The organism is Sessilibacter sp. MAH1, assembly GCF_054658315.1.
This window is the reverse complement of record NZ_BAAGIC010000006.1, coordinates 64,866-90,603: the sequence shown is the minus strand read 5'-3', so window position 1 is coordinate 90,603 and position 25,738 is coordinate 64,866. Positions and strand designations below refer to the sequence as shown.

Sequence of the window (25,738 nt, the reverse complement as noted above, 5' to 3'; positions counted from 1 at the left end):
TTCATACAAGTGTAATCATCTCGTAAAATATCAATATAAGACGAATTCTTACGATTAAATTTCGACACCTAAAAATCACCTATTTAAAAAAATTAAATCCAGAAATTTTTAAAAACTTATTAAAAGATTTTTCCTTAAATAGTTTATTTAATTCAATATTTAATTTTTTATTCTTGTTGAATTATTTACTGATAACTCACTGATCTCTAGCTCAATGAGATTCGCTAATTCATCTAATGTAAACCTTTCTAATAATCGACTTGTTTTGGTTGTTTTCCGCCGCTAGGGCACGAATGCCAATTGTAAAATAAAGTTTTACAGGACTTTTCAGAGACTTCTCGCACTAAAGTATTGAAAGCAAGTTGCTTAGCAAAAGCTAATGTTTACCGAATAAATTGAATGCAAGTTTTGCGATTTAAATCTCAATTTATCGTTATAAAAGTCAACCTTTACAGGTGCTAAGCGTTACTTTTTTAATAGACAATATTCGGGGTTTATATATGACCAACATTTCCACAGCAAGCGGCCTAGAATTTATACCAGGAACAATGACCATGAAAGAATACCGTGATTTAACTCTGCAAATGTCAGATAACTTGAAAATGATAGAGAATAAAATCCACGAAGCTCTTGGCGATTTATTTGAGCCACTCATGCAGGAAATTATTCAAGAAGCCGAAAAAAGCGAATACAACAGCGATGGGGATATTGGCGCAACATTGCTCTTAATGTCTGAGCAGGTCGACGGTATTGATCATTTAATGACGTTATCGGCGTTGTCGTTTTATTTTGACCGACACACTAGAATAGAGAAAACGCTGCATTAATTTAATAAATTAATGGCCCATGCGTTAATAAACTGAACATTACACATCGTAATTTATAGACTCACCTGAGTATTATTTTTCTGGGTTGATAACCCTAAATACCTAAAAATACCAATGTATTTATCACTCAGGAATCATTAATAAATGTTTAAAGGTTATTTATCGAATACTTAATCAACAAACTGTATTCATAACCATATAAATAGCTACATTTTTAGAATCAGTTGTTTATTATTTTTCTGGATTCTTATGTATTTATTTTTTTATTACATTTTTCTAGATGTTTAATTTTATTCCGTTGACGCAAATAATAGCAGGATTTCCCGAGAACCTATTTTAAGGTAATGATAGGCGGCTCTGCGAATCAATAGAAGTTTCGAAAAATGGTAGTTTTTGATCCGCGTGCAAATCAATGCAAATGGGTAATTTTTGAAATGCTATGAGACAAATCGACATCTATGAGACAAACCAAAAAATGCGATTGGATGTAGGCCGCGAGAGAATGAGATCTGGATAGTTTTCGCAAAATACGTGCCCGTTGAAGTCACGCGAAACTCACGAGTTAATGTTTAAGGTTTTTGGAAAAATAGCGTAAGTCATTGATTTTGTTGGCGCATCCGGAGGGATTCGAACCCCCGACCAAGTGGTTCGAAGCCACCTACTCTATCCAGCTGAGCTACGGATGCACGGAAGAGGCGCGTAAGATACCAGTGTTACCTCAAGATAACAACTCAGAAAGTTTGATAAGTTGTTGTTCTGACACACTTTGCTAATTTTACGCGCTTTTATACACAAATCTGCTTATTTTTCAGACGAGTTGTCCAGATTTTCTAATTTCTTCTCAGTGTGAAAAATATAATTCTGCATGGCTGTTAAAACACCGCGCAGAATATTCAGCTCCATCTCATCCAATCGAGTGCGATTGTACAAGCGTCTTAATCGAGTCATGGTTTGGCGTGGGTTGCCCGGCTCAAGAAAACTAAGGCGTTCTAGCGTCTCTTGTAGGTGATGATAATAAGCCTCCAGCATTTTATTGTCCGCTGGTGGTTGGTCCCAATCGTCAAAATGTACCGGCCCACCCTGTTCGGCGGCAAGAACAGACATTCGATACTCATAACACAGCACTTGAACCGCGGTCGCTATGTTAAGTGCGCTGTATTCTGGATTAGCGGGAATGTGGACATGATAGTTACACTTGTGAAGCTCTTCATTGGTTAAGCCCCTGTCTTCTCGGCCAAAAACAACGGCCACATCGTGCTGCTGGCTTTCGAAATACGCCCTATCACCAAATTCCCGTGGCGTTAACAGCGGCCAAGGAATACGTCTTTCACGTGCACTGGTGCCAACAACTAATCTACATTCTGATATAGCTTCATCTAAAGTATTTACTACAATCGCAGAATCGAGTAGCTCGGCGGCACCAGCAGCGCGCCATACTGCTGTTTCTGAAGGAAATTCTTTGGGTTCAACCAAATATAATTGGCTTAACCCCATATTTTTCATAGCTCTAGCTGCGGCACCAATGTTGCCGGGATGCGTAGTATTGACTAGAACAATGCGAACTCGGTTGAAACAATCTGGATCGTTGTTGGGCTTGACGGTACTCATAGTTAACTTCTTAAATTTACCTTCTACAGTGTGTACTGATGATATTAGCAAATATTAATTTGATTAATTTGCGTTCGAATCACCAATTAAGGCGCGATACTTTAACAGCCGTGCTAGTTTAGTCATAGAGTGGCTGTTACAATCGCGCCCTTTTGCAACAATTCAAGTCCAATTCCAATTGAACTAGTGGGAAACACCTATGGAACCAATGCTCAATATCGCGTTGAGAGCTGCCCGAAAAGCCGCTGAAAAAATTGAACGCTACTTAGAACGCGTTGACGTTATCGATATTGAAGAAAAAAGTCGCAACGACTTTGTCACCGAAGTTGACCGAGCGAGCGAAAAAGAAATTATCTATCACCTGAAAAAGGCCTACCCTGATCATTCATTTGTCGGTGAAGAAAGCGGTTATTTGAAAGGTGAAAATCCAGATTACGAATGGGTTATTGATCCATTAGACGGCACGACCAACTTCATTCATGGAATTCCTCACTTTGCGATTTCAATTGCGTGCAAATATAAAGGGCAAGTCCAACATGGCTTGGTTCTCGATCCCGTAAAACGCGAAGAATTCACCGCAAGTCGAGGTAAAGGTGCAACGCTAAATGACCGCCGTATCCGTGTTAGCGAAAGACGTGGCATGGAAGGCGCTTTGATCGGTACAGGCATTCCCTTCAGTGGCTTTGCGCTGGAAAATATTGGCCCGTATTTAAAAGCATTGGAAGAAATTGCCGGTCAAACAGCGGGTATTCGTCGTGCTGGATCCGCAGCCCTTGATCTGGCTTATGTAGCAGCGGGTCGCTTCGATGGCTTTTGGGAGATGAACCTTAAAGAGTGGGATATTGCCGCCGGATGTTTGTTAGTTCAGGAAGCAGGTGGTCTTGTCAGTGATTTTAAAGGTGGCGCAACGCACCTAAATACCGGACACGTTGTTTGTGGCGGCCCTCGCGTATTCAAGCCGTTACTGCAAATTGTTGAAAAACATATGGGAAAAATTGTTTAAACACCATTCGTTAAGATCATATCTGCTTGGTTTAAACACAGAAAGCTCTGATTAAGTCCTATGTGAATTGATCAGAGCGTTTGCCATCAAGGCTTTATCACCAACTAACATAAAGGAACCTCTGATTAACTCATCCTTGATTTAATCAGAGGGCAGAAATTGAAAATGTGATTTCCAATTTCTTCACAATTTCAATCACTTACAGTTCTTGAAATTGGCGACACATCCTTGTGTCGCGAGAAACTCTAGGTTAATCAGAGTTTCCTAAACACTCAGATGCTGCGCCATCGGCCTCTAATTTATAAGCTGTAATGCGATCACCGTCAGTTGTTCAATATCTAAGGGTTTTGAAAGCACATCGTTAAAACCTGCCTCAATTACATCCCGCATTTGCTGTTTATTCACGATTTCAGACAACGCGATAATCGGGATTAATCGTGTGTTGGGATCATTACGAATGATTTTAATAAACTCATAACCATCGACACCTGGCATATGCAGATCATAAAAAATAATATCTGGCCGAGTATTTCTTGCTTCGAACAAGCCTTTAATACCCTCAGCTGCAACAATAAATGTTAAATCTTTGAAACTACTAAAATATTGCGTTAAAGAATTCCGACTTTTAGCATCATCGTCAACGTATAAAATCTTTTTCGATTGAAAAAGGTTTTGGTCAAAATTCACAAAATCGGTTGCTTTAAACTCTCCCGTAAGCTGCGTTTCGTTAACAACGTTACTGGCTACAGGTAAACAAATTTTGAAGCTACTGCCTACATCCTCCGAGCTTTCGAAAGTAATACGTCCATCCATTAATTCGACCAGTTGTTTACAAATGGCCAAACCCACACCATTACCCGGCGGTGAAGAAGATCTGTTTTCAAATTCAGCAAACGGCTCAAACAATTGCGCATGATATTTTTTCGGAATTCCTTTGCCTGTATCGTTCACAGATATGGTGACGTAATCGGGAGCCATATCTGTTAAATAAATTGCTACCGAACCGTTTTTTGAGTTGTACAAAATCGCATTGGTCAATAACTTAATTAATGCTTGTTTCAAACAGTTTCTATCAGCATTGACAAAGGTGGTATTGGATTCATCTTGGGTAAAGCTTACTTTAACGGAATGCTTATTTGCTAATGAACGTAATTGTTCAACCACCTCAGAAATAACACTTTCGAGCTTGGTAGGCCGAAGTTGCGGTAGCATCTTTCCGGCTTCAATTTTTGAAAACTCTAAAACATCGTTGATTAATCTAAGCAACTGTTTGCCAGCTTTTTTTATTTCAACAATGTTCTCAGCTTGATCAGGTGTTAAGTTTTTGTCTCTGTCAAAAAGCTGAGTAAAGCCGAGAATAGCATTCATGGGCGTGCGTAATTCGTGACTCATGCTCGACAAGAATTCCGATTTCGCCCTATTGGCTTTATCGGCCATATTTTTTGCTGCAAGAATTCGCTCTTGTGAATTTTTAATTTCGGTAATATCCACATGAGCACCAGATAAAAACTCTACCTCGCCTTGCGAATTCGTGATTACATCACCTCGTGTACGAATCCACTGCCACTGTCCGGTACGATTTAAAATCCGATATTCTAAATCAAACGCTTGCGCATTTTTGACCTTCTGATAAATCTCATTCTCAACCCTGGCTCGGTCTTGAGGATGAATTCGAATTAACCACTTTCGCGTTTGGTTATTACCCATTTCCAAATCGTCGATACTAAAGCCCAACAAGGCCCAGCAACCTTGCGAGAAATTAATGGTTCTATCTTTGCGGCTCCATTCCCAAACGCCATCGTTTGATGATTCTAGAATACGTGCAAAACGAATTTGGCTTTCTCGTAACGCAAATTCAACGCGTTTTTCTTCGGTAATATCGTAATTAACACCGGCAAAGTAAATAACTTCGTTGTTTCGATTGCGAATAGAGCTGGCCTGCCCTTGCACCCAACGATATGAACCGTCGCGGTTACGCATTCTGTACGACTCGCTGTAAGGCGCATTAAATTCAAAATGCCTCTGCGCGCAGGCCGATATTTTTTCTTGGTCTTCTGGGTGAACAAACTCGTAGGCGTCATCAATAGATTTAATGCGGCCCATATCACCTAATGAATAACCCATTTCTCGCCAGAGTTGCCCTGGAAATACCCGAAAAACATTTGTTTCAAAATTCCACTCCCAATAGCCAAACCCAGAAATATTTTGCATTTTTGAGAATCGATCAGAAATATGAGCGATTTCTTTGTGACTATTTTTCTGTGAATAGGAAACACCAGCAGGAAATAAAGGAGCTAACGCGATATTACGCGATAGCGGAATATGGCGACTGACATCAATCGCTTGGCCAAGTACTGGAAATGTTGGTGAATATTTTGAATAAAGGCTTTGATTAGGTGGATTTGTTGATGGATTTTTCGAATCATCGGGCTTGTTTTTACCGGCTGCATTATCGACTGCAATAGAATCCTTCTCAGTGTTTGTTGCAGACTGAGTTAATATTGGATCACTATCGGTTTTGTCGATGTTTTTATCCATAATGACGTAATTCCAAAGTGCTGGTAATCATACAGTTACTCACCTTGCAAAGGTAAATCAAGTTGCGCAACCGAGCCTTCTGCATTTGGCTCAACAAAAACGCTCTCAAGCAAACTAACGATCTGATCAATATTCCAAGGTTTTACTAAATAAGAATAAAAATCCGAACCGGCAAAGTTAGATGCCGAATGATCCAATAAACTGGGAATTGACTTGTCTTCTAACGGAAATTCGGACATTAATTCAGGGCGAATTTTTTTACCGGCGTACTGGTTTCTTTTAGAGAAATTTTTACCTTCTTCACGGTTTGAAGACAAAGCAACTACGGGAATCGTTGCTGTTGCAGAATCCGATTTTAAAATCTCAATGATTTCTGGAGCATTCAGTCCTGGAATTTCTAAATCGAGTAAAATTAAATTAGGTTGCAGTCTTCGAGCTTTATAGACACCCAATAACGGGTCTGTCGCAACTTCGAGTTCGACGTTGTCGATATGCTCAATAAATTTCTCCATTAAACGGAGATTGGCGGTGTTATCTTCAATGTATAAAACAGTTTTTGTCGACGCTATATTAAGTTGAATACTGCGTTGTTCTTTTAAAATTTTGCCAATGGTCTCTGGTGCGACTTCAGAAAGGTCATCGCAGCGTTTTAGATGAATTTCAAAGCAGCTGCCCACGCCTTCTTGGGTATAAAAGCTGATGGCACCATGCATCATTTCAACTAGATTTTTAGTAATAACCAAGCCAACGCCACTGCCTTCGATGGTTGTTTTTTCTGCGCCCAATCGGTTAAACGGCTGAAATAATTTACCTTTTTCTTCTTCTGCAATACCAAATCCGTTGTCTTCAACGCTGATACACAGCTCATTTTCATCGAGTATAAACACTTTAATATTGACCCAACCAGAAGGCCGATTGTATTTAATACCGTTGCTAATGAGGTTTAACAAAATTTGCTTCAATCGAACGCGATCGCAGTCGGCGTATAAGGCCTCGGTCTCATCAATTTCAGAGGTAATAGAAACGCCATATTTGTTGGCTTGTGGATGGCTGAGGTTAATACAATCTCTAACAATATCACTCACTAGTGTTGGTTCATTCGTTAAAGTGATATTGCCAGATTCAATTTTAGAAAGGTCCAACACGTCGTCAATTAGTTGTATTAAATGCTCGCCAGCCTTTCTCACTTCACGCATGTTGTCGCGTTGTTGCTGAGTTAAATTATGATCGTATTCAAACAGCTGCGCATAACCCAATATGGCGTTCATGGGCGTTCTTAAATGCCGACTCATGCCCGAGAGAAATTTAGATTTTGATTGGTTTGCTTGCTCCGCCTGATCACGAGCGGCCGAGAGCTTACTTTGCGCTAATTTAATATCGGTAATATCAATATTGGTGCCCGAGATAACAATGGGTCGACCTTGAGCATTAAAACGCGCGTTGGCTCGGGTTCTAACCCATCGATAGACATTATTCTTATCGGCTATTCGATAATCAACGTCGAGAAATTTCCTGTGTTTAAGGGCCGACTTCAGCTTTACTTTAAACTTTCGTTGATCAGACGGGTGTATCCGTTTGATCCACGCAGAAATTAAACTTTCGTTCCCATCGACAAGTTCATTGACGTGTTCAAATCCCAAATGCTGAAGCACTCGCTCAGAAAACTCGACCTGAGGATTATTTGCTTTCCATTCCCAAATACCGTCGTTGGATGCGCTCATAATGCGCTGCAATCTGAGTTCCGCTTCTCTAAGTGCTTCTTGACTGGCCCTAAGATTGGTTGCATCAAAGACAACACCTACGATGGTAGCTATTCGGCCATGTTCGTCGCGAATAGAACTCCCTATAGTTGTAACCCATAAATAGTCTCCAGACTTGCGGAGCAATCTGAATGTAAAGTGTATGGGCGATTGGCGTTGCACGTGGTGACGAACGATGACTATGGATCGGTCAAGATCGTCGGGATGAATGTAGCCACGAACCTCGGTAGCGTTTTCAAGGGATTCTATGTCTTCGGTTGTGTAACCGGCGTCGAAATAGAGTTGTCCGTGGCAATGAAATGATTGGTTTGCGTAATTCCATTGCCAAAAACCGAATCCGTCGATTCCTACTAAACAACGGTAGCGTTTAACCAGAGCAATTTGCTCGTTGGTCATCTGTAGATGCTGTAACCACTGTAATTTGTGGTTGGCGCTGTTGGGTTCTAGGTTATCGGACTGCGTCATGTGAAACCGAGTATCTAACGAATTCAATCGTTCAATCTAACCCAGCTACCAACTTCAAACAACACAGAGAAAAGAAGAAATTAACTACGATTTTTAATGAGCATTTAAAATTCAAGAAAAATCCGTGGAAAAATTAGCGAGAAGTTTTTTATTCGCACAAAAAAATTACCCGAGGCTAAGCTCGGGTAACTGATTGACACAGAAGACGTAAACCAAAACGCCTCACTCTGAATCGCTTAAGGCATATCGTCAACTTCACTGCCTTCTTTCACCGGCTCAATCAGATCTTGTGGGGTTAAACCCATCAACAATAAAATGTTGGCCGCAACGTAAATCGAAGAATAGGTACCAATACCAACACCAACGATAAGCGCAATTGAGAAACCTCGAATTAATTCTCCACCCACAAAGAACAAGGCGAACAATACCAATAACGTTGTTAAAGAGGTCATAAGAGTACGACCGAGGGTTTCGTTTAACGAGATATCGATGATCTCAAGAGGACTGGATTGACGAACGCGACGGAAATTTTCACGAATTCTGTCAGCTACTACGATGGTATCGTTAAGCGAATAACCAATAACCGCAAGTACTGCGGCCAAAACCGTAAGGTCAAAATCCAAACCTAAAATTGAAAAAACACCCAGAACAATGATGACGTCGTGAATCAAGGCAACAACAGCGCCGACAGAGAATTTGTACTGGAAGCGAAATGCCACGTAACCCATAACAACAAGCAGCGCGAATAGCATTCCAAGACCGCCGTCTTCGCGAAGCTCGTCACCTACTTGGGGTCCAACAAATTCAATTCGTTTGAGCGTAACCTTACTACCATCGGCTTCAAGAACAGATATGATCTCATCTCCGAGTGACTGGTCAGAGCTGCCCTCATCTTCTTGACCAACCTGAGTTCGATCAGCGGCTTGGGAGTCTTCTGCTTGCAGACGAATAAGAATTTCTGTTTCGACACCAAAGTAGACAACCACAGCATCATCATGCCCAGCGTCAGCAAGCTGTTGGCGAACTTTTGTCAAATCGGCGGGCTTGTCGTATTCAACTTCAACTTGTGTTCCGCCGGTAAAGTCTAGGCCAAATTTGAGACCTTTTACCGATAAAGATACCAGTGAAATAATGATTAAAATTAAGGAAAAGCTCATTGCGAGCTTTCTGAATTTCATGAAGGAAATTGCGCTTTTCCCAGAAATATTTTTTGCGTTCGTTTCAGACATCGAGAGAGCCTTTTTAACCTTTTAACGCCAAACCGTTTATTTTGTTCGGCGTTGAATTATTGGGTAATGTGCAGCGGAAGAAGGGTTTAATGCCCGTCTTAAATCCAAAGTTTTTGGACTTTTTTACCACCATAAATGAGGTTCACTACGGCACGTGTCACCAAAATAGCGGTAAACATCGACGTTAAAATACCGATCATAAGTGTTACCGCAAAGCCCTTGACGGGGCCAGAACCAATACCAAATAAGATCACTGCCACAATAAATGTAGTGATGTTTGCATCTAAGATGGTCGTAAATGCGCGATCAAAGCCAGCACTGATCGCCGATTGAGCCTGCAAACCATTTTTCAGCTCTTCTCGAACTCGAGAGAAGATCAACACGTTAGCATCTACCGCCATACCCACGGTTAATACAATACCCGCTATACCAGGAAGCGTAAGCGTTGCCCCAAATATCGACATGATTGCCACGAGCAAAACAATGTTGGCGGCAAGGGCGATGTTGGCGGCAAAGCCGAAAACTCGATAACAAATGAACATGAACAACAGGACTAAGGCAAGACCAAGCTGTACCGATATCAAACCTAGTTCGATATTTTCGGCACCCAATGACGGACCAATGGTGCTTTCTTGAACAAAGAACATTGGCGCAGCCAAAGCACCAGCACGTAATAACAATGCGAGTTCAGACGCTTCTGCGGGACTGTCTAGGCCAGTAATTTGGAACTGAACACCGAGAGCGCCTTGAATTGTTGCCAAACTGATAATTTTCTTTTCAACAACTCGTTCTGAGATGATTACCTCTTCACCTTCGCTGTTGAACGACCTCTTATCTTCGGTTTTAGTCTCAACAAACAATACGCCCATAGCACGACCGATGTTATTTCGTGTCGCACGATGCATTTTGGTACCACCTTCACTATCGAGAGTGATATCAACCTTTGGTAACCCTGTTTGGAAGTCGGTGTTAGGTTTTGCGTTAGATACATTCTCACCAGTAATAATTGGCGTACGCTCTAGCCATGCGGTTCTACCAAAGCGAGAGCCTTCATCGCTGCGAAAGCCAAATTCTTCTCTCTGAGTTACTGGAGTATTGGGTTCTGCCTCTAAACGGAACTCTAGGTTAGCGGTTTTACCAATAACACGCTTAGCTTCAGCGGTATCTTGTACACCCGGTAATTCAACAACGATACGATTACGGCCTTGGCGCTGAACCAAAGGCTCGCTCACACCCAATTCGTTAACACGGTTACGCAGAGTGACTAAGTTTTGCGAAACTGCATAATCTTCGATTTCACGAATGGCAGTTTCAGACATAGTTAACTGAAGGAAGTACTTGTCGTTACGCTCGTCGGTTGTCCAAACCAACTGTGGAAATTCACTACGAACCACGCTAATAGCTTTGCTGCGTTCATCTGCATCGGGAAAACGCGCTTCAATAACATTGTTGCTGTCTGCAACTACACGGCCTTCGTATCGAGCTTCAGCTTCACGCCATTGACGACGTAACTCCGTGGCGTTGGTCTCTTGACGTTTGCTGACGGCATCTAAGGTGTCGACTTCTAATAAAAAGTGAACACCACCAGAAAGGTCAAGACCTAACTTCATTGGTGAAGCACCTAAGCTTTGTAACCAGTCGGGTGTATTAGAAGCTTGGTTTAGCGCCACAACGTAATCACGGCTTAGCGCAAGTTGCACGGTTTCACGCGCTTCTCGTTGAACTTCTGCCGACGCAAATCGAATTAATATCGATTTTTCGCCAAGCGTCTCGCCAAAATAAGCAATTCCCTTGTCATCTAATGCTTTTTTGGCTTTTGTGAGTGCAGTCTGATCAACCACTAGGCTACTGGACTGTCCAGTAATCTGAATAGCAGGATCAGGTGAATAGAGATTGGGGGCTGCGTAGATAAACCCCAAAACGATCACAAGCAGGATCAGTATGTATTTCCACAGCGGGTAACGGTTGAGCATTAGTCAGTTCCATCAGACTTTGCAAACAAAGCCAGTTTTTCTTCGAATATTACTGTTGAACGACAGAAGTACTGGTCAAATCGTTATAAAGAGTCAACACAATACATCTAGCGCTACTTAAAGGGCTTGGATTATAACCATATAAATAAAAGCTTTTACAAAATTAGGCTGAAAAATTTTATATCAAGCCCTGTGCTTATCGAATTGCCTAAAGAATGTCGTTATTGAGCGCCTGCGGCTGAAAATGCTTGGCAAACTCTGGTCGTTCGATTCGCTGTTCAGCATAAAACTGTTGTACGAATTCATCTAAACGATGCTCTTCGATGACTAATCTTAACCGAGACATGAGTGTCTGATAAAAGCGTAAATTATGAATGGTGTTTAATTGAGCACCTAAAATTTCGCCACACTTGTCTAGATGATACAGATAACCACGACTGAAATTCTTACAGGTGTAGCAATCACATTGGCTATCTAAAGGATTGGTATCGCCGCGATGTTTGGCGTTACGAATTTTGATAACACCTTCACTGGTGAATAAATGCCCGTTACGCGCATTACGCGTTGGCATTACACAGTCAAACATATCAACGCCACGTAAGACAGACTCAACAATATCTTCGGGCTTGCCAACGCCCATCAAATAGCGGGGTTTATTCGCCGGCATAGTTTCTGGAAGATAATCCAGAACCTTGATCATTTCTTCTTTGGGCTCACCAACCGAGAGTCCGCCAATGGCGTAGCCATCGAAGTCGATATCGGTTAGGCCGTTTAAAGAAATCTCGCGAAGATTTTTATACATGCCGCCCTGAATGATTCCGAATAATGCCGAAGGACTATCACCATGAGCGATTTTGCTGCGTTTAGCCCAACGAAGAGAAAGCTCCATGGAGGTTTTTGCTTCTTCTTCGGTTGCAGGGTAAGGCGTACATTCGTCAAAAATCATGACGATATCAGAACCCAGATCACGTTGAACTTGCATGGATGTTTCTGGATCGATGAATACTTTACTGCCATCGATTGGCGATCGAAAGGCAACACCCTCCTCAGTGATTTTTCGCATATCACCAAGACTAAACACTTGGAAGCCACCAGAATCCGTAAGGATTGGTTTTGACCATTGCATAAAGTCGTGTAAGTCGCCGTGTTTTTTAACGACTTCTGTACCCGGGCGAAGCATAAGGTGGAAAGTATTGCCTAGAATAATATGCGCGCCTATTTCTTCAACATCTCGCGGCAACATACCTTTTACCGTGCCGTAGGTGCCAACGGGCATAAAGGCTGGAGTTTCAACCACACCGCGTGGGAATTTCAAACGACCTCGACGGGCATTACCATCAGTGGTATCGCATTCAAACGACATAAAGCACTGGCGGGAAGTATTGGGAGTATTTTCTAATTCAGTCACTCAACTGCTCAATAATCTTGTTTAGGGTTAATCTGGGAAAGCTCTGGTTAACTCACGGGCTTAAACTGGACGCTGTTTGGTAACAAACATCGCATCGCCATAACTAAAAAATCGATACTGCTCTTCAATTGCAACACGGTAGGCAGTTTTTGTATGTTCAATACCTGCAAATGCAGAAACCAGCATAATTAGAGTTGATTCGGGTAAATGGAAGTTAGTTACCATGGCATCGACGGTTTTAAATTCATATCCCGGATAAATAAAGATATTGGTATCACCTGTCATGGGATTGATGGCCCCTGTTGAAGAAGCACTTTCCAAACATCGTACGCTGGTAGTACCAACGGCAATAACTCGATTACCCCGAGCCTTAGCTGCTCGAACTTGCTCGCACAAATGCTCATCGACTTCGATCCATTCACTGTGCATGGTGTGTTCTTCAATTTTTTCGACCTTTACAGGCTGAAACGTACCGGCACCAACGTGCAAAGTAACAAACCCTAGCTCTACCCCTTTACTCTTTAAACTTTCTAATAGCGACTGATCGAAATGCAATCCCGCCGTTGGTGCCGCGACCGCACCTTTTTTATCATCGCGACTGTATACCGTTTGGTAACGTTGCCGATCGGACTCGTCGTCTTCACGCTGAATATAAGGTGGCAGCGGAATGTGCCCAATGTCTTCTAGAACACTAATAAAGGAATGCTCTTTAATTTCGAGCTTGAACAGATTTTCGGCTCGACCTACCACGTTAATCACAGCACCATTTTCAAGATGCAATTGACTTCCAGGTTTTGGCGAACGACTAGAACGTACATGCGCAAGAGCAGTATCATCACCAGTAATACGTTCAATTAATATTTCGACCTGGCCACCGGTTGATTTTTTACCAAATAAACGGGCGGGAATGACTTTGGTGTTGTTGAAAACCATCAAATCGCCGGGAGAAACCATTTCAAGAATATCGGTAAAAATCCGATGTTGAAGACTACCTGTATTACCATCCAGAACGAGTAGCCGACTCGATGTGCGTTTCTCAAGCGGTTTAGAGGCAATGAGTGCTTCAGGTAGATCAAAGTTAAAATCTTGACGCTGCATAAATTACATTAGGCTAACCAGTTAAAAGCGGCACAGCCTATCGAAAATTTGTCGTATTTGCGAGGCTTGTGTTTTTAGACGGCCAACAACTCGAAAGATGCTTTTAATTTCTTAAACGAATGAATTTTGCAAACTAGATCGCGTCGTTGATGTGCGCTCTGGAGTTAGGTAGTTAATAGATACAGATTGATTAAAAACCCGCCACACTTAAAGCAGAGTGCTATTCTTTCGAAAGAATTTTCGTAAAACTATTGACGGCATCAAAACCGTAGTTATAATACGCCCTCCTTCGCAGTGCAGCTACAAACAAGTGCTAACATCTTGTTTATTAAGTAAAAATTTCTGTACTCACGATGTGCCAGAGTGGTGAAATTGGTAGACACAGGGGATTCAAAATCCCCCGCCCTTAAAAGCGTGCCGGTTCGAGTCCGGCCTCTGGTACCATGCAAATACAAGTTTTGGTTTGTCGAAAAGCAAAGCATTTCTCGTATTATTTTTATCTTTCTTCAAGTTATTTCTTAGCAACAATAATTCGCTACTGCCAGATTAGGTTCCCCTTTAATAGAAATAAAACTTACTGTTTACACCTAGAACAGTTGAAAATATTCGTTAATTTTTTGGATAAAATTATCTTGTTATCACGTGCCAAATGGCCACAGCGCAAGTAATAGTTTAAAGAAGAAAATGAAGAGCCACAAAGTAAGCTTCGGCTCCTTATACATAGAAATATCTAGTAGTTTTCTTTTATCAATATACGCCCGTTCGAAACCGTAAATGTAACCTCAGGGTCATAAGCTGTATCTCGCCATCGGCCCATAACTCCATCAGCTTGATTCATTCTCCAAATAATATTACTCCCCTGTATTTTACAATCGTAATAGAAACGCTTTCCATCACTAGCACGAATTTGATTAATTCTTACCATGCTACCTTTATCAACTGCCTCATTTTGATCACCACGCATTGTAGAGAGGTATTGAATCGCAGCTTTACATACGTCCACCTTGGTAACACCACTCAGAACCGCAGGAGCAGGTGTAGTATTAGGAGCAGGATCAGATCCGCTGAGCCCGATAACTATAATAAGAATGAATACAGCGCTCCAAATCCACACAACCGAACTCACTTCCCGGATGGGTAAGTCCAGCCCTCTCGGCCCCGTTTTATAACCCTTCAAACATTGAATAAATAACTTATATTGAGCACATGATAGCTTTAGACGAGCATCAATTTTTTCATTAAACGAAACATCTACTACAACGAATTTTTCATCTTCACTAACTAAACTTACTTTTGAAATCTCTCGAAATGGATAAATCGAAAGAGTTAAGACCCCAGTAAAGAAGCGCTCTTTTACGACATCAAACTCAAGAAAGTTGCCAACCAATTGCCCACTCAAAACTTCTACATTCTTCACTTAATGATCCCTCACATTAATATCCTGTCTAAATATTATATCGTATTAGTAAATTAGAATAGTTTTTATAATAAACATCTAAAATATAGTAAATCGAATAGAGAAACTTGATCAAGTAATAAGCATATAGATAAACACTTTAATAACACTAAGAACAAAAAATACCTAACTGATATTTCAAAATCAAAAAACTTGATTACCGTAGTTGGTACGATCTGAATTAACACGCCAACACTCGGATATAGCTACAATGTAATTTTATTAAACTTCTATTCATCTTAGTTAAAGTGTAGAATTTAGTATTGAAGTTGAGACTGTACCTGTTTTGTAAACGCAGACAAAATCACGCAGTTAGTAAGTCCTAATCTACTAATACCGGTAATATAAAGGTGTATTGTGTTGACCGTACTGCGTACAACCTCTGGTACCATAAATAGTCCCTCTTTACAGTATCATCTTGCTTTAATACCCGTTACCTTATCCAAGATTACAAATCCAATGTAAATAATTCATTTAAAACCTTTAATAACCAGGTTTTTTGTGGCTAATTTGTAAATTTAATCCTTTTCTTGAAACATCCAATCGCCAAATTAAACCGGTATACGTATTAATTCTGATATTTTTTGGTCATTACACTCAGCTCATTGCCTATTTATTAAAGATAATCCCTGTATCATTTCATTGGCATGAAGGTTGTTTAAGTTGATGGCAACAAATTGTCTAACTCTCCTAACGTCAAAGAAGTAAAACTTATGGCATGCAGACCACATCCTACTGGCGGACACCGCGCTTATAAAAAAATCAATGGTGTTGAGGTGCAAATATATTCCAGAGATCGCAAAATTGCCGAAGCTAAACAAAGAGAATTAGATGCTCTTGCGGCATTGAAACCAACGAGAGTATTTTCTAATTGTGGACGCTTGATAGGATTTAGAATTCGCCAGCACAGAAACGGTGGAATTAATATGGAGATGCAATTGAAGAATCACCGAGGAACCAAGAGTTTATCGGCGAACAGTTTTGAAACGGTTTGGAAATGGGTTAGAGATAACTGGAAAACCGGACATAATCTTACATCAGGAGATGTTGCCTCTTATACGACCGAGCTAAAGTCAGCAAAAAGAATTTACCTACAAGATCTCGCCAAAATTACTCAATAAAGCCAAAATTACTAAATAAAAAAGTAACTATCTGCAACGCGAATAAACTTATTTAACCGCGTGAAAAGCTGCTCATAATTTTTCTTCGCACAACTCATTGAGTATTTACGCGATAAATTTCGATTACACAAAGTTATAGAACACAGAAAGCCTTTGGTCGTGTCGAGATATGGCTGCGCCGCAAGAAGTAAAGAGTTTTATTATTCTTGCGGCTTGAGATCCGGCCAAGCAGCTTTCAGGTAACGCATCATCGACCATAACGTTAGCACGGCCGCTGAATAAAGAGTTATATAACCGATCCAAGTCATGTAGACATTGACGCCGGGGCGGAATAATAACAACACGATAATAGATATCATTTGGCAGGTTGTTTTTACTTTACCAATAGTAGAAACGGCAACCGTTTTGCGCTTACCAAGTTCGGCCATCCATTCCCGTAACGCCGAAATTACAATTTCTCTGCCCACAATTACAACCGCAGGAATCGCGAACCAAGGGCTGCCATGCACTTCTACCAGCAACACCAGCGCAACCGCAACCATCAGTTTGTCTGCAACGGGATCTAAAAAAGCACCAAACGGCGTACTTTGATTGTACTTTCGCGCGATATAGCCATCAGCCCAATCGGTTATTGCGGCTATCGAAAAAATCAGTGCTGAAAAAAACGCACTCGTTTTGAAAGGTAAATAAAAGACAAGTATCAGGGCAGGAATTAATACAATTCTCAGGAGTGTGAGTTGATTTGCGAGAGTCATGCAGATATTTCTTGTACTTCTATAGTGGACTGGTTTTTAAGTTTAACAGAATATTGGCACAAGTAATCTACTCCCAATATTACGAATAAAATCTTTTGACAATAATAATGATCACTCTAACGTTAAGCGCTAAAGATTACGACATGCGTACGCCGTGATAAATCTCCTCGGCAAGGCTTTTGCTGATACCCGGTACCTTGGCTAAATCTTCAATGCTTGCGCCTTTTACACCTTGTAAACCACCAAAGTGCTTAAGCAACTCTTGCCGACGTTTTGCACCTATACCGGGGATTGATTCTAGCGTTGATGTCTTACGAGCTTTGTCGCGTCGATTACGATGTCCGGTAATGGCAAATCGATGAGCTTCGTCGCGTATCTCTTGCAACAAATGAAGTGCCGCTGAAGTAGAGTCTAGGGTTAGCTCTCGACTTCCGCCATCGACAATCAGTGTTTCAAAACCAGCCTTTCGCGTCGTTCCCTTGGCAATACCAACTAACTCAACACCGCTTACGCCTAGTTCTTCTAAGACCTCTTTTGCGATATTAAACTGACCTTTACCGCCGTCGACCAACAGAATATCTGGCATTTTGTCTTCGCCTTCTCGCAAGCGCTTATAGCGACGAGTCAACGCCTGACGCATAGCTGCATAGTCATCACCAGCGGTTATATCACTGATATTAAAACGACGATAATCAGAGGGATTGGCACCACCTTGGTCAAAAACAACACAAGATGCCACCGTTCTCTCTCCAGAGCTGTGGCTGATATCAAAACATTCCATACGCGAAGGAAGCTCCGATAAAGACAAAGCGTCTTGTAAGGCTTCGTACTTTTTCTGAACTTTATCGTGACTACTAATCCTCGATAAAATATTTTGTTGAGCCGACTGTAACGCCAACTGTAACCATTTCAAACGCTGGCCACGCACATTATGTTTAATAGCAACTTTTACAGAACGTAATTGTTTTAGTGCCTCGCTCAGAGCCGCCTCGTCTTCAATCTCACAAGGTAATAATACTTCCGAGGGAACTTCACGGTTGGTATTTGCTAAATAAAATTGTGGTAAGAATGCCGATAAGACTTGGTCAACACTTTGCCCAAGCTTCTCTTGGGGGAAGTAACTCTTACTACCCAGCACTCGACCGTTTCTAATAAATAAAACGTGCACACAAAAGCCACCCCTAGCCTCTGCAATCGCAAATACGTCGGCATCACCCTGTTCGCCCTCAACGACTCGATCAGCCTGGATTTGTCGCAAAGAAGCAATTTGATCGCGATAGTCGGCGGCTTTTTCGAAGTTCAATTCACGAGCAGCCTGTTCCATTTGCTCGGCGAGTTCGTTGAGCAGTTGCTGACTCTTACCGTCCAAGAACAATTCCGTAAAGTGTACATCTTTTGCGTAATCGGATTCAGAAATCAAATTCACACAAGGCCCGGTGCAGCGGTTAATTTGATACTGTAAACAAGGACGCGATCTATTTTTAAAAACACTGTCTTCGCACTGGCGAATTCGAAATGTTTTTTGTAGAAGATTCAGACTCTCACGTACCGAACTCACATTCGGAAAAGGTCCGAAATAACGTCCTTTCTTTTTTTTGGCGCCTCTATGCAAGGCTATTCTTGGATATGAATCATTAGACGACAAAAATACGTAAGGATAGGACTTGTCATCCCTTAATAGAATATTGTACGGAGGACGTTGCGATTTAATAAGATTCTGTTCGAGAATTAGGGCCTCAGTTTCAGTCCGCGTAAGAGTGACTTGAATACTGGCAATTCTCTTAACAAGAGCTTCTGTTTTTGGTGTTAGTCCGGTCTTTCGGAAATAACTAGAGAGACGGTTTTTGAGATTCTTAGCCTTTCCTACATACAAAGGTTGACTATTAGAATCAAACATTTGGTAAACACCAGCGTCAACGCCAATGTTAGCCAAAAAACGTTTGTGATCGAATATGTTATTTAGGGAGCTATCTGTTTCAGTCATGGCGCGATAATAGCGCGATCTTCAACGGCAAAATAGCGTTATGTATTCAAGAGAAAAGAGATTTTAATTGGCTTCCATTCCAACGGTTATTCAATCTCAACATCAAGCACGCCATGCTTTACCGCTAACAATGCCAACTCTACATCACTGCTAATTTCAAGCTTATCAAAAATGCGATAGCGATAACTGTTTACGGTTTTTGGGCTGACGTTAAAGGTATTTGCAATGGCTTGAGGTTTTTGTCCGTTAGCGATCATGAGCGCGGTTTGTAACTCTCGCTCTGATAATTTCTCAAAGGGAGTACGCGTATCTTTGGCATAACTTTTTAGTGCCATTTGTTGAGCAATGTTGTTGCTCATGTAGTGCTTGCCTTTATGAACGGTTTTTATGGCCATCACCATTTCATCAAGTGCAGTCCCTTTTGTCAGATAACCATAGGCACCGGCCTGCATCAGCCGACTTGGATACATAGCATCGTCTAACGCTGTTACCACAATAACACGCAAACCTTCGTGCGCATTGATTAACTTTTTAGTAGCTTCTAGTCCGCCAATTCCTGGCATTTTGACATCCATCAAAACGATATCTGGTTGAAGCTCACGTGCAAGAACAACGGCTTTTTCACCACTGTCGGCCTCACCTACCACATCAAAACCGTCAATATCACCGAGCATGCGCACAAAGCCGGTTCTTACTAAGTCGTGGTCGTCCACCACCAAAATTTTAATCACGTTATTGACCCCAACACGCAACAAGCTTATTTAATTGACTCAAACTAGTGCTGACCTGATTCGAATTTAATGTTTAGTGTTATGCGTTAAATTCAGATAAACATATCGATTAACGCACCTTCAAAATTCCGTATTTATCTTGTCCTAGTAGCTTTATTTTATAGTAGCTTAAACGGTTTAGTCAGAATGTTTTTAACAGTGCTTTGGCAATTTTCCTAACATACATGCTTTGTGAATCTATCAATAAAATCTTAGATTGTGAATTTTTCGGATGCCATGGAAGTAAGCAATCCCAAATTGATTCAAAATTTTATACTAAAAAACATCCGATTTAGGATAAAAACAGATTCTAATCTTAACGGATTAACAAAACTTTTACTTCTATCTCGCCTATTACACTACTACAAACCAAATCTGGTAGAAACGTGTTTAAAATTCTTTCGCTAGGAAATTTTTTGCCCGTTTGAGAAACACCCTGTTTCACAAGTTGAATGAACGGTCTATTTTTATTGTTATCATGTTAATAATTGCCGTAAGCATAGCAAATCATATTCTCACAAAGTTTGGTATTGGCTTTTAGAATGACATGAATTCACAACAACTGTTTTGCGACTCAACTTTTTTAACAGATACACTAAAAACGATAATTGAGACAATTTCATATTTAGTTTTTTTTAATTAGGTTGATTTAATGTTTTTTTGTTCACAAATTCTAAGGCGCCCAATAATAAGCAATATTTTTCTAACGACGACTTATTGGGTGCACCATATCTGAAAATAATCTCAACTTTGTTTCTTCCAGATTAAAATAGAATTAAATAAATCGGATAATTTCAGCATTTTCAGCTTTATACATTGTAAGCATTCGGCTATTACAACGCATTTCGACAAAAATTGGCGGAGCTCACAACTGAGTTTGAATATTCTGATTTAGATATGTGATTAACGCTTAACGTTAATAGTGGGCAGACAAAATGATCGCTCAAATTGTATATTCAAAAATACTCTATCGAGCCGTGTATGAATTACGACGAGCTATTTATAAATTTATGGAAAATAGTATGTCGAAAATAATAAAAGTGTTTGATTAAGCCCGCTTTGATTTAATGAGATGATAACAATTGACATTTCAACCTCTAATTTATTCACCATTTCAATCACTTATCATTATTGAGATTGACTAGACATACCTGTGCTATGGCGAACCTTGGCTTAATCAGAATATTCAGTAAAGTCAGTAAATTTGGGCGTATCGATTTAATTGCATTTTTGCAACGTTAAATTTTTAAGGTTGGAAAGATCGTGGGTTCTACTTCAAGAAAAATCCCATACTGTTTTAATACATCACGTTGAATTTCTTCATACAAAGCTCGAACATCACTCGGGACCGCTCCGCCGTGATTAACCATGACTAGCGCTTGATGTTCATGCATACCGACGGTATTCAAACACTTACCTCGCCATCCAGCTTGATCGATTAACCAGCCGGCAGCTATTTTAAAATCATCACCGAAAGCAAAACTGGCAATATTTGGAAATTTTTCTTTTAATTCAACAAAGGTAGGTTTTTGCACAACAGGATTTTTAAAAAAACTACCAACGTTGGGTAGGCGCCGCGGATCGGGGAGTTTTGAATTGCGCAAAAAACAAACTCGATCAAAAATCGCTCTTTGTGAAATGATTGGCTGATCTGCTGAAAAAAAATCTTTTAAACCCGGATACTCAAGCGTGGGTTTGGCGGTACGGGAAAGCTGAAAGGTAACATCTAAGATAACGTATTGATCTTTCCATTGTGATTTAAATCGACTTTCACGGTAACCAAAATTGCAGTCTTGTTTTGTGACAATAATTTCTTGGCACGAGTATCGATCTAATAAGGTTGCACTGAAAAAACAAGATTCAACTTCAACACCGTACGCACCGATATTTTGAACCGGAGCTGCGCCAACGGTACCGGGAATCAATGCCAGATTTTCGAGGCCCCAGAAATTGTTCGCAACCGAATATTCGACAAAATCCGACCAGTTCTCACCAGCACCGACAGTGATATAAACGTTTTTGTCATCACTAGATGTTACCCGAGTGCCTTTTATCCTATTGATAAACACAGGAACATCTAGATCTCCAAGAAGCAAAACATTACTTCCACCACCCAGTAAGATAAAGTCGGAACCGTTTTTTTCTATCTGTCGTTTAAGCGCATCAACATGATCGAATTCAAAAATGCAGGGGGCAGATACATCTAACTGGAAACTGTTGTAGGTTTTCAGTGAAATTTTAGGGCTGTTGCTATTAGTCACAAGTTTTAATCAAATAATCAATAAATCCATGGCTTGCCGATTCAATCAAATCCAAGACGTGATCGAATCCTTCACTACCGCCATAGTAAGGATCAGGAACCTCAGTTTCTGAAGAAGGAGAAAAATCCAAAAATAACCCTAGATGGCCTCGAAAATTGTTCAAAGACGACAAATTGCGAAGATTGCGTAGGTTGTCATTATCCATGGCTAAAATGAAATCAAATTGAGAGAAATCTTGATTCGATACTTGCCGAGCTCTTAAAGAAGATAAATCGTACCCACGCGTACGCCCTGCCGCTATCGCTCTAGAATCCGGCTGGCTACCAATGTGCCAAGCACCTGTGCCCGCAGAATCGATACTCATATCGCGTAACAGACTACCTTCATTCATTCGGTTCACAATAATCTGCCTAAACACTGCCTCTGCGGTCGGTGAGCGGCAGATATTTCCCAAGCAAACAAATAAAACCGAAAGCGGTGATTTTACAGATTTCATAACAACTGAACTGGGACTAGGTTTGTTAAACTGATGGCGTTTTTTTCAACAGCCAAACGATGCTGCAATCAACGCAAAAAGGCGCGCAATTTTTCAAGATCTTCAGGCGTGTCAATTCCACCTGGCACAGGCTCACAGGAAGTTTCAATGTGAATTTTCTTGCCGTGATCGATTATTCGCAATTGCTCAAGGCTTTCGTAGCGTTCTAAAAGTGATACCGGCCAACTTACGAACAAATTCAACAAGCTTACTCGATACGCATAAATGCCTAAATGACGCAGACAGGGATAATTCTCTGGCAGAACTTTTTCGCTAGCGAAAGCATCTCGCGGCCAAGGTATTGGAGCTCGACTAAAGTAATGTGCGTAGCCTTCTTGGTCTGCAACTACTTTAACGATGTTTGGATTTAGAAAATCATCTACCGAGTCAATGGGCTCTGCCAAGGTTGCCGCAAGTGCATCTTTAGCGCCTGCTAAATTGCGCGCAACTTGGTCAATGACCGAAGGCGGAATCATGGGCTCATCGCCTTGTACATTGACGACAATATGCTGGTCATCCAAATTCAAAAGATTAGCGGCTTCTTGTAATCGATCTGTACCAGACACATGATTTGCACCGGTAAGAATAACCTCACCGCCGAAGCTCTCAACATGATCAAATATTCGGGAGTCATCAGTAGCGATACACACTCTAATCGCACTACTTTGCTTTGCTTGCTCGTAAACTCGTTGAACCATGGTTTTACCATGAATATCAACCAATGGTTTGCCGGGAAATCGAGTCGACGCAAATCGGGCTGGAATGATTACCGTAAAATCACTCATCTGCTGGTAATTACCTTTTTAAAGATTGTCTATTAGCGCCCACGACTGCTTTGAAGCGCTTGAATTTTAGTGACTAGATGATCGAAAAATGGCGTCGAGAAGCTCGCATAAACATTAAGGTAAAACCAATCTTCTTCGGCAAAACCAAGACATTTTACTGCGTCTTTCTCCGTCATCAGAATTGGAGAATGCAAAGTGGCAAAATCCTTTTTCTGATATCGATAATGATCAGGAAAAATATGTTCGTTATAGCTTATAGAAAGCGATGATAGCGTATCAAAAAATCGTTGCGGATTGCCAATTCCCGTTACTGCCGAATAGGTCTTCAACCTTGGAAATTCCTTCAATGGGATAGAGTCACCACTTTTTAACGCAATGAACGTGTTTGGTTGAATGGTTGCGCAGTGAAGATCTCGATTATTAAGATACGACTCGACGCTATATCTTTCTTTAAAATTATCGACGGCCCCTTGGTTGCCGTTGATAACGATAAAGTCAACATCGCTTAAGCGATCCAAAGGTTCTCGTAAGGGGCCCGTTGGCAAGCACTGCTGATTTCCAAATCCCCTTTGACCATCGATAACGCACACCTCGATATCACGTTCGAGTTCATAGTGTTGTAGGCCATCATCACTTAACACAACATCAACAGACGAGTTTGACAGTAAAGCTTCGAGGGCACGGCGGCGTTTTGGATCAACCCAAACATCACAACCCGTAGCCATAGCAAGTAATTTAGCTTCGTCACCGCATTGTGTAACTGATGTGTTCTCTGTCACCTGCAGTGGATATCGGTCGTTCGAACCTCCATAACCACGGGCCACAATACCTACGCGCAAGCCGGCTTTATGAAGAGATTTTGCGAGAGAGATTAAGATTGGCGTTTTGCCGGTACCGCCGACGGTGATGTTGCCCACAACGACAATAATAGGACCTTTCTGTGGTGATTTACGCAATCGGCGACGCTTACTGATGTGATGGTGCGATAAGTATTCCAGCGGTTTGAGCGCATAGGTCCAAGGAATGCGCCCATACCAACTGGCATTTACGGCTTTTTCAAGCCAGGTTTTTATGCCACTCATCGATTAAGGATTACTCTATCCAGCAGGAGAACGTGTGGTAATACTCAAGTGCGAAAAACCGAGCTGCCCTGCTACATCCATAGCCGTTACAACAGCTTGGTGCGGAGTATTGGCGTCAGCTGTAATGACCAACGGACGCGTCAAATCGCCAGACGATTCTTCTGAGAGCGCACGTTTGAGAGTGGGAATTTTACTGTTCACAAGCGATTGACCATTAATCGCATAGCTGCCATCGCGACCGATTAATATCTCAATAACCTTAGGTTGTTCGGTATTAGGCTCTGCGCTGGCTTCGGGTAAATCAACTTTTAGATGCGTTTCTTTAGTGAAAGTAGTAGAAACCATAAAAAAGATGAGCAACAAAAATACGACATCAATTAATGGTGTCAAATTGATGGAATCTTCGGCATTGGACTGGCGTTTAAACTTCAACTTACTACTCCTTTGAGCTTAAACAACCTTAACATCGACTTTTCGGTCGCCATGAATCGCATCTACCAGCTTAACAGCTTCTTGCTCCATGGTGACGACAAGAGAATCAATGCGACGCTGGAAAAATCTGTGTGCCATCATCGCGGGAATAGCGACACACAAACCCGCAGCGGTTGTGATTAACGCTTCGGAGATGCCTCCTGCTAAAGCACCGGTGTTGCCTGCTCCTTGAATCATAATCGCAGTAAACACATTGATCATACCGATTACTGTACCTAAAAGACCCAACAGTGGTGCCACAGCAGCAATAGTTCCCAACAGTCCTAGATAACGCTCCATATCATGAATGACCGAGCTTGCAGCTTCTTCGATACTGTCTTTCATCACGTCACGGCCGTGGCGAGAATTACTGATCCCAGCAGCCAAAATTGCACCAAGAGCAGAGCCATACTTAAGCTCTTTTAGGGTATCTGCGGTCATTTTCTTTTTAGAGATGCTCTCCCAAACTTCACCAAGCAAGTGTTTGGGCGCTATTTTTTGAGGTGATAACGTCCAATATCGCTCAAAAGTAATGCCTACAACCGCAAGCGAACACAAAATTATTGGCAACATCAACCAACCACCAGCGGCGATGACTTCAAACACTTG

General features: G+C 41.3%; 20 protein-coding genes and 2 tRNA genes. 4 read left to right on the top strand and 18 right to left on the bottom strand.

Annotated features, from left to right (window positions below):
- Nucleotides 1–500: 500 nt before the first annotated feature.
- The gene (locus tag ACYQ28_RS08080; protein WP_460049413.1) at nt 501–827 is read left to right on the top strand and encodes a hypothetical protein; all 327 of its coding nucleotides are present in this window, start codon (nt 501–503) and stop codon (nt 825–827) included.
- Between the two features lie 609 nt (nt 828–1,436).
- Here the strand turns inward: ACYQ28_RS08080 and ACYQ28_RS08075 are convergent.
- Both ACYQ28_RS08075 and trmJ read right to left on the bottom strand, forming a co-directional pair.
- Nucleotides 1,437–1,513, bottom strand: a tRNA-Arg gene (locus ACYQ28_RS08075).
- A gap of 115 nt (nt 1,514–1,628) precedes the next feature.
- Nucleotides 1,629–2,435 (bottom strand): tRNA (cytosine(32)/uridine(32)-2'-O)-methyltransferase TrmJ, encoded by an 807-nt coding sequence (trmJ, locus tag ACYQ28_RS08070; protein ID WP_460049414.1) that lies wholly within the window; start codon nt 2,433–2,435, stop codon nt 1,629–1,631.
- 199 nt (nt 2,436–2,634) lie between these two features.
- On the opposite strand from trmJ, the gene ACYQ28_RS08065 reads away from it, so the two are divergent.
- Nucleotides 2,635–3,438 carry an inositol monophosphatase family protein gene (locus ACYQ28_RS08065; RefSeq protein WP_460049415.1) on the top strand — a complete coding sequence of 268 codons (804 nt, stop codon included), beginning with the start codon at nt 2,635–2,637 and terminating at the stop codon, nt 3,436–3,438.
- Nucleotides 3,439–3,732: 294 nt separating this feature from the next.
- Here ACYQ28_RS08065 and ACYQ28_RS08060 read toward each other — a convergent pair whose 3' ends face one another.
- The 6 genes from ACYQ28_RS08060 to queA form a co-directional block, all read right to left on the bottom strand.
- Complete coding sequence (locus tag ACYQ28_RS08060) at nt 3,733–5,976, bottom strand: PAS domain-containing protein (RefSeq protein WP_460049416.1); 2,244 nt, start codon at nt 5,974–5,976, stop codon at nt 3,733–3,735.
- A gap of 35 nt (nt 5,977–6,011) precedes the next feature.
- The gene (locus ACYQ28_RS08055) at nt 6,012–8,201 is read right to left on the bottom strand and encodes a hybrid sensor histidine kinase/response regulator (protein ID WP_460049417.1); all 2,190 of its coding nucleotides are present in this window, start codon (nt 8,199–8,201) and stop codon (nt 6,012–6,014) included.
- 236 nt (nt 8,202–8,437) lie between these two features.
- Complete coding sequence (gene secF, locus ACYQ28_RS08050; RefSeq protein WP_460049418.1) at nt 8,438–9,430, bottom strand: protein translocase subunit SecF; 993 nt, start codon at nt 9,428–9,430, stop codon at nt 8,438–8,440.
- 98 nt (nt 9,431–9,528) lie between these two features.
- Nucleotides 9,529–11,403 carry a protein translocase subunit SecD gene (gene secD / locus ACYQ28_RS08045; protein WP_460049419.1) on the bottom strand — a complete coding sequence of 625 codons (1,875 nt, stop codon included), beginning with the start codon at nt 11,401–11,403 and terminating at the stop codon, nt 9,529–9,531.
- A 208-nt stretch (nt 11,404–11,611) separates the two neighbouring features.
- Nucleotides 11,612–12,766 carry a tRNA guanosine(34) transglycosylase Tgt gene (gene tgt, locus ACYQ28_RS08040; protein WP_460049481.1) on the bottom strand — a complete coding sequence of 385 codons (1,155 nt, stop codon included), beginning with the start codon at nt 12,764–12,766 and terminating at the stop codon, nt 11,612–11,614.
- Nucleotides 12,767–12,871: 105 nt separating this feature from the next.
- Nucleotides 12,872–13,909 carry a tRNA preQ1(34) S-adenosylmethionine ribosyltransferase-isomerase QueA gene (queA, locus tag ACYQ28_RS08035; RefSeq protein WP_460049420.1) on the bottom strand — a complete coding sequence of 346 codons (1,038 nt, stop codon included), beginning with the start codon at nt 13,907–13,909 and terminating at the stop codon, nt 12,872–12,874.
- A gap of 357 nt (nt 13,910–14,266) precedes the next feature.
- Here queA and ACYQ28_RS08030 point away from each other — a divergent pair.
- Nucleotides 14,267–14,353, top strand: a tRNA-Leu gene (locus tag ACYQ28_RS08030).
- A gap of 286 nt (nt 14,354–14,639) precedes the next feature.
- Here the strand turns inward: ACYQ28_RS08030 and ACYQ28_RS08025 are convergent.
- The gene (locus tag ACYQ28_RS08025) at nt 14,640–15,326 is read right to left on the bottom strand and encodes a hypothetical protein (RefSeq protein WP_460049421.1); all 687 of its coding nucleotides are present in this window, start codon (nt 15,324–15,326) and stop codon (nt 14,640–14,642) included.
- A gap of 752 nt (nt 15,327–16,078) precedes the next feature.
- Between ACYQ28_RS08025 and ACYQ28_RS08020 the strand changes: the two genes are divergently transcribed.
- Nucleotides 16,079–16,486, top strand: a complete 408-nt coding sequence (locus tag ACYQ28_RS08020; RefSeq protein ID WP_460049422.1) for a hypothetical protein — start codon at nt 16,079–16,081, stop codon at nt 16,484–16,486.
- 200 nt (nt 16,487–16,686) lie between these two features.
- On the opposite strand, the gene pgsA is transcribed toward ACYQ28_RS08020, so the two are convergent.
- The 9 genes from pgsA to ACYQ28_RS07975 form a co-directional block, all read right to left on the bottom strand.
- Nucleotides 16,687–17,241, bottom strand: a complete 555-nt coding sequence (gene pgsA, locus ACYQ28_RS08015) for a CDP-diacylglycerol--glycerol-3-phosphate 3-phosphatidyltransferase (protein ID WP_460049423.1) — start codon at nt 17,239–17,241, stop codon at nt 16,687–16,689.
- Between the two features lie 136 nt (nt 17,242–17,377).
- The gene (uvrC, locus tag ACYQ28_RS08010; RefSeq protein WP_460049424.1) at nt 17,378–19,225 is read right to left on the bottom strand and encodes an excinuclease ABC subunit UvrC; all 1,848 of its coding nucleotides are present in this window, start codon (nt 19,223–19,225) and stop codon (nt 17,378–17,380) included.
- Nucleotides 19,226–19,311: 86 nt separating this feature from the next.
- A complete protein-coding gene (uvrY, locus tag ACYQ28_RS08005) occupies nt 19,312–19,956 on the bottom strand; it encodes a UvrY/SirA/GacA family response regulator transcription factor (RefSeq protein ID WP_460049425.1) in 645 nt (214 codons plus the stop codon).
- Nucleotides 19,957–21,233: 1,277 nt separating this feature from the next.
- A complete protein-coding gene (gene murB, locus ACYQ28_RS08000; RefSeq protein ID WP_460049426.1) occupies nt 21,234–22,256 on the bottom strand; it encodes a UDP-N-acetylmuramate dehydrogenase in 1,023 nt (340 codons plus the stop codon).
- Nucleotides 22,249–22,752, bottom strand: a complete 504-nt coding sequence (locus ACYQ28_RS07995) for a low molecular weight protein-tyrosine-phosphatase (protein ID WP_460049427.1) — start codon at nt 22,750–22,752, stop codon at nt 22,249–22,251. The genes murB and ACYQ28_RS07995 overlap by 8 nt, the downstream gene beginning before the upstream one ends.
- A gap of 68 nt (nt 22,753–22,820) precedes the next feature.
- The gene (kdsB, locus tag ACYQ28_RS07990; protein ID WP_460049428.1) at nt 22,821–23,576 is read right to left on the bottom strand and encodes a 3-deoxy-manno-octulosonate cytidylyltransferase; all 756 of its coding nucleotides are present in this window, start codon (nt 23,574–23,576) and stop codon (nt 22,821–22,823) included.
- Between the two features lie 32 nt (nt 23,577–23,608).
- The gene (lpxK, locus tag ACYQ28_RS07985; RefSeq protein WP_460049429.1) at nt 23,609–24,658 is read right to left on the bottom strand and encodes a tetraacyldisaccharide 4'-kinase; all 1,050 of its coding nucleotides are present in this window, start codon (nt 24,656–24,658) and stop codon (nt 23,609–23,611) included.
- Nucleotides 24,659–24,673: 15 nt separating this feature from the next.
- Nucleotides 24,674–25,090 (bottom strand): ExbD/TolR family protein, encoded by a 417-nt coding sequence (locus tag ACYQ28_RS07980; RefSeq protein WP_460049430.1) that lies wholly within the window; start codon nt 25,088–25,090, stop codon nt 24,674–24,676.
- Nucleotides 25,091–25,108: 18 nt separating this feature from the next.
- Nucleotides 25,109–25,735 (bottom strand): MotA/TolQ/ExbB proton channel family protein, encoded by a 627-nt coding sequence (locus ACYQ28_RS07975; protein WP_460049431.1) that lies wholly within the window; start codon nt 25,733–25,735, stop codon nt 25,109–25,111.
- Nucleotides 25,736–25,738: the final 3 nt, after the last annotated feature.

Excerpts from the sequence above, each read along its gene's own strand:
- ACYQ28_RS08065 (WP_460049415.1), top strand. The coding sequence starts at position 2,635 with ATGGAACCAATGCTCAATATCGCGTTGAGAGCTGCCCGAAAAGCCGCT.
- ACYQ28_RS08060 (WP_460049416.1), bottom strand. The coding sequence starts at position 5,976 with ATGGATAAAAACATCGACAAAACCGATAGTGATCCAATATTAACTCAG.
- pgsA (WP_460049423.1), bottom strand. The coding sequence starts at position 17,241 with ATGACTCTCGCAAATCAACTCACACTCCTGAGAATTGTATTAATTCCT.
- secD (WP_460049419.1), bottom strand. The coding sequence starts at position 11,403 with ATGCTCAACCGTTACCCGCTGTGGAAATACATACTGATCCTGCTTGTG.
- queA (WP_460049420.1), bottom strand. The coding sequence starts at position 13,909 with ATGCAGCGTCAAGATTTTAACTTTGATCTACCTGAAGCACTCATTGCC.
- ACYQ28_RS07995 (WP_460049427.1), bottom strand. The coding sequence starts at position 22,752 with ATGAAATCTGTAAAATCACCGCTTTCGGTTTTATTTGTTTGCTTGGGA.
- secF (WP_460049418.1), bottom strand. The coding sequence starts at position 9,430 with ATGTCTGAAACGAACGCAAAAAATATTTCTGGGAAAAGCGCAATTTCC.
- tgt (WP_460049481.1), bottom strand. The coding sequence starts at position 12,766 with ATGTCGTTTGAATGCGATACCACTGATGGTAATGCCCGTCGAGGTCGT.
- trmJ (WP_460049414.1), bottom strand. The coding sequence starts at position 2,435 with ATGAGTACCGTCAAGCCCAACAACGATCCAGATTGTTTCAACCGAGTT.
- ACYQ28_RS08020 (WP_460049422.1), top strand. The coding sequence starts at position 16,079 with ATGGCATGCAGACCACATCCTACTGGCGGACACCGCGCTTATAAAAAA.
- kdsB (WP_460049428.1), bottom strand. The coding sequence starts at position 23,576 with ATGAGTGATTTTACGGTAATCATTCCAGCCCGATTTGCGTCGACTCGA.
- uvrC (WP_460049424.1), bottom strand. The coding sequence starts at position 19,225 with ATGACTGAAACAGATAGCTCCCTAAATAACATATTCGATCACAAACGT.
- ACYQ28_RS08055 (WP_460049417.1), bottom strand. The coding sequence starts at position 8,201 with ATGACGCAGTCCGATAACCTAGAACCCAACAGCGCCAACCACAAATTA.
- lpxK (WP_460049429.1), bottom strand. The coding sequence starts at position 24,658 with ATGAGTGGCATAAAAACCTGGCTTGAAAAAGCCGTAAATGCCAGTTGG.
- ACYQ28_RS08080 (WP_460049413.1), top strand. The coding sequence starts at position 501 with ATGACCAACATTTCCACAGCAAGCGGCCTAGAATTTATACCAGGAACA.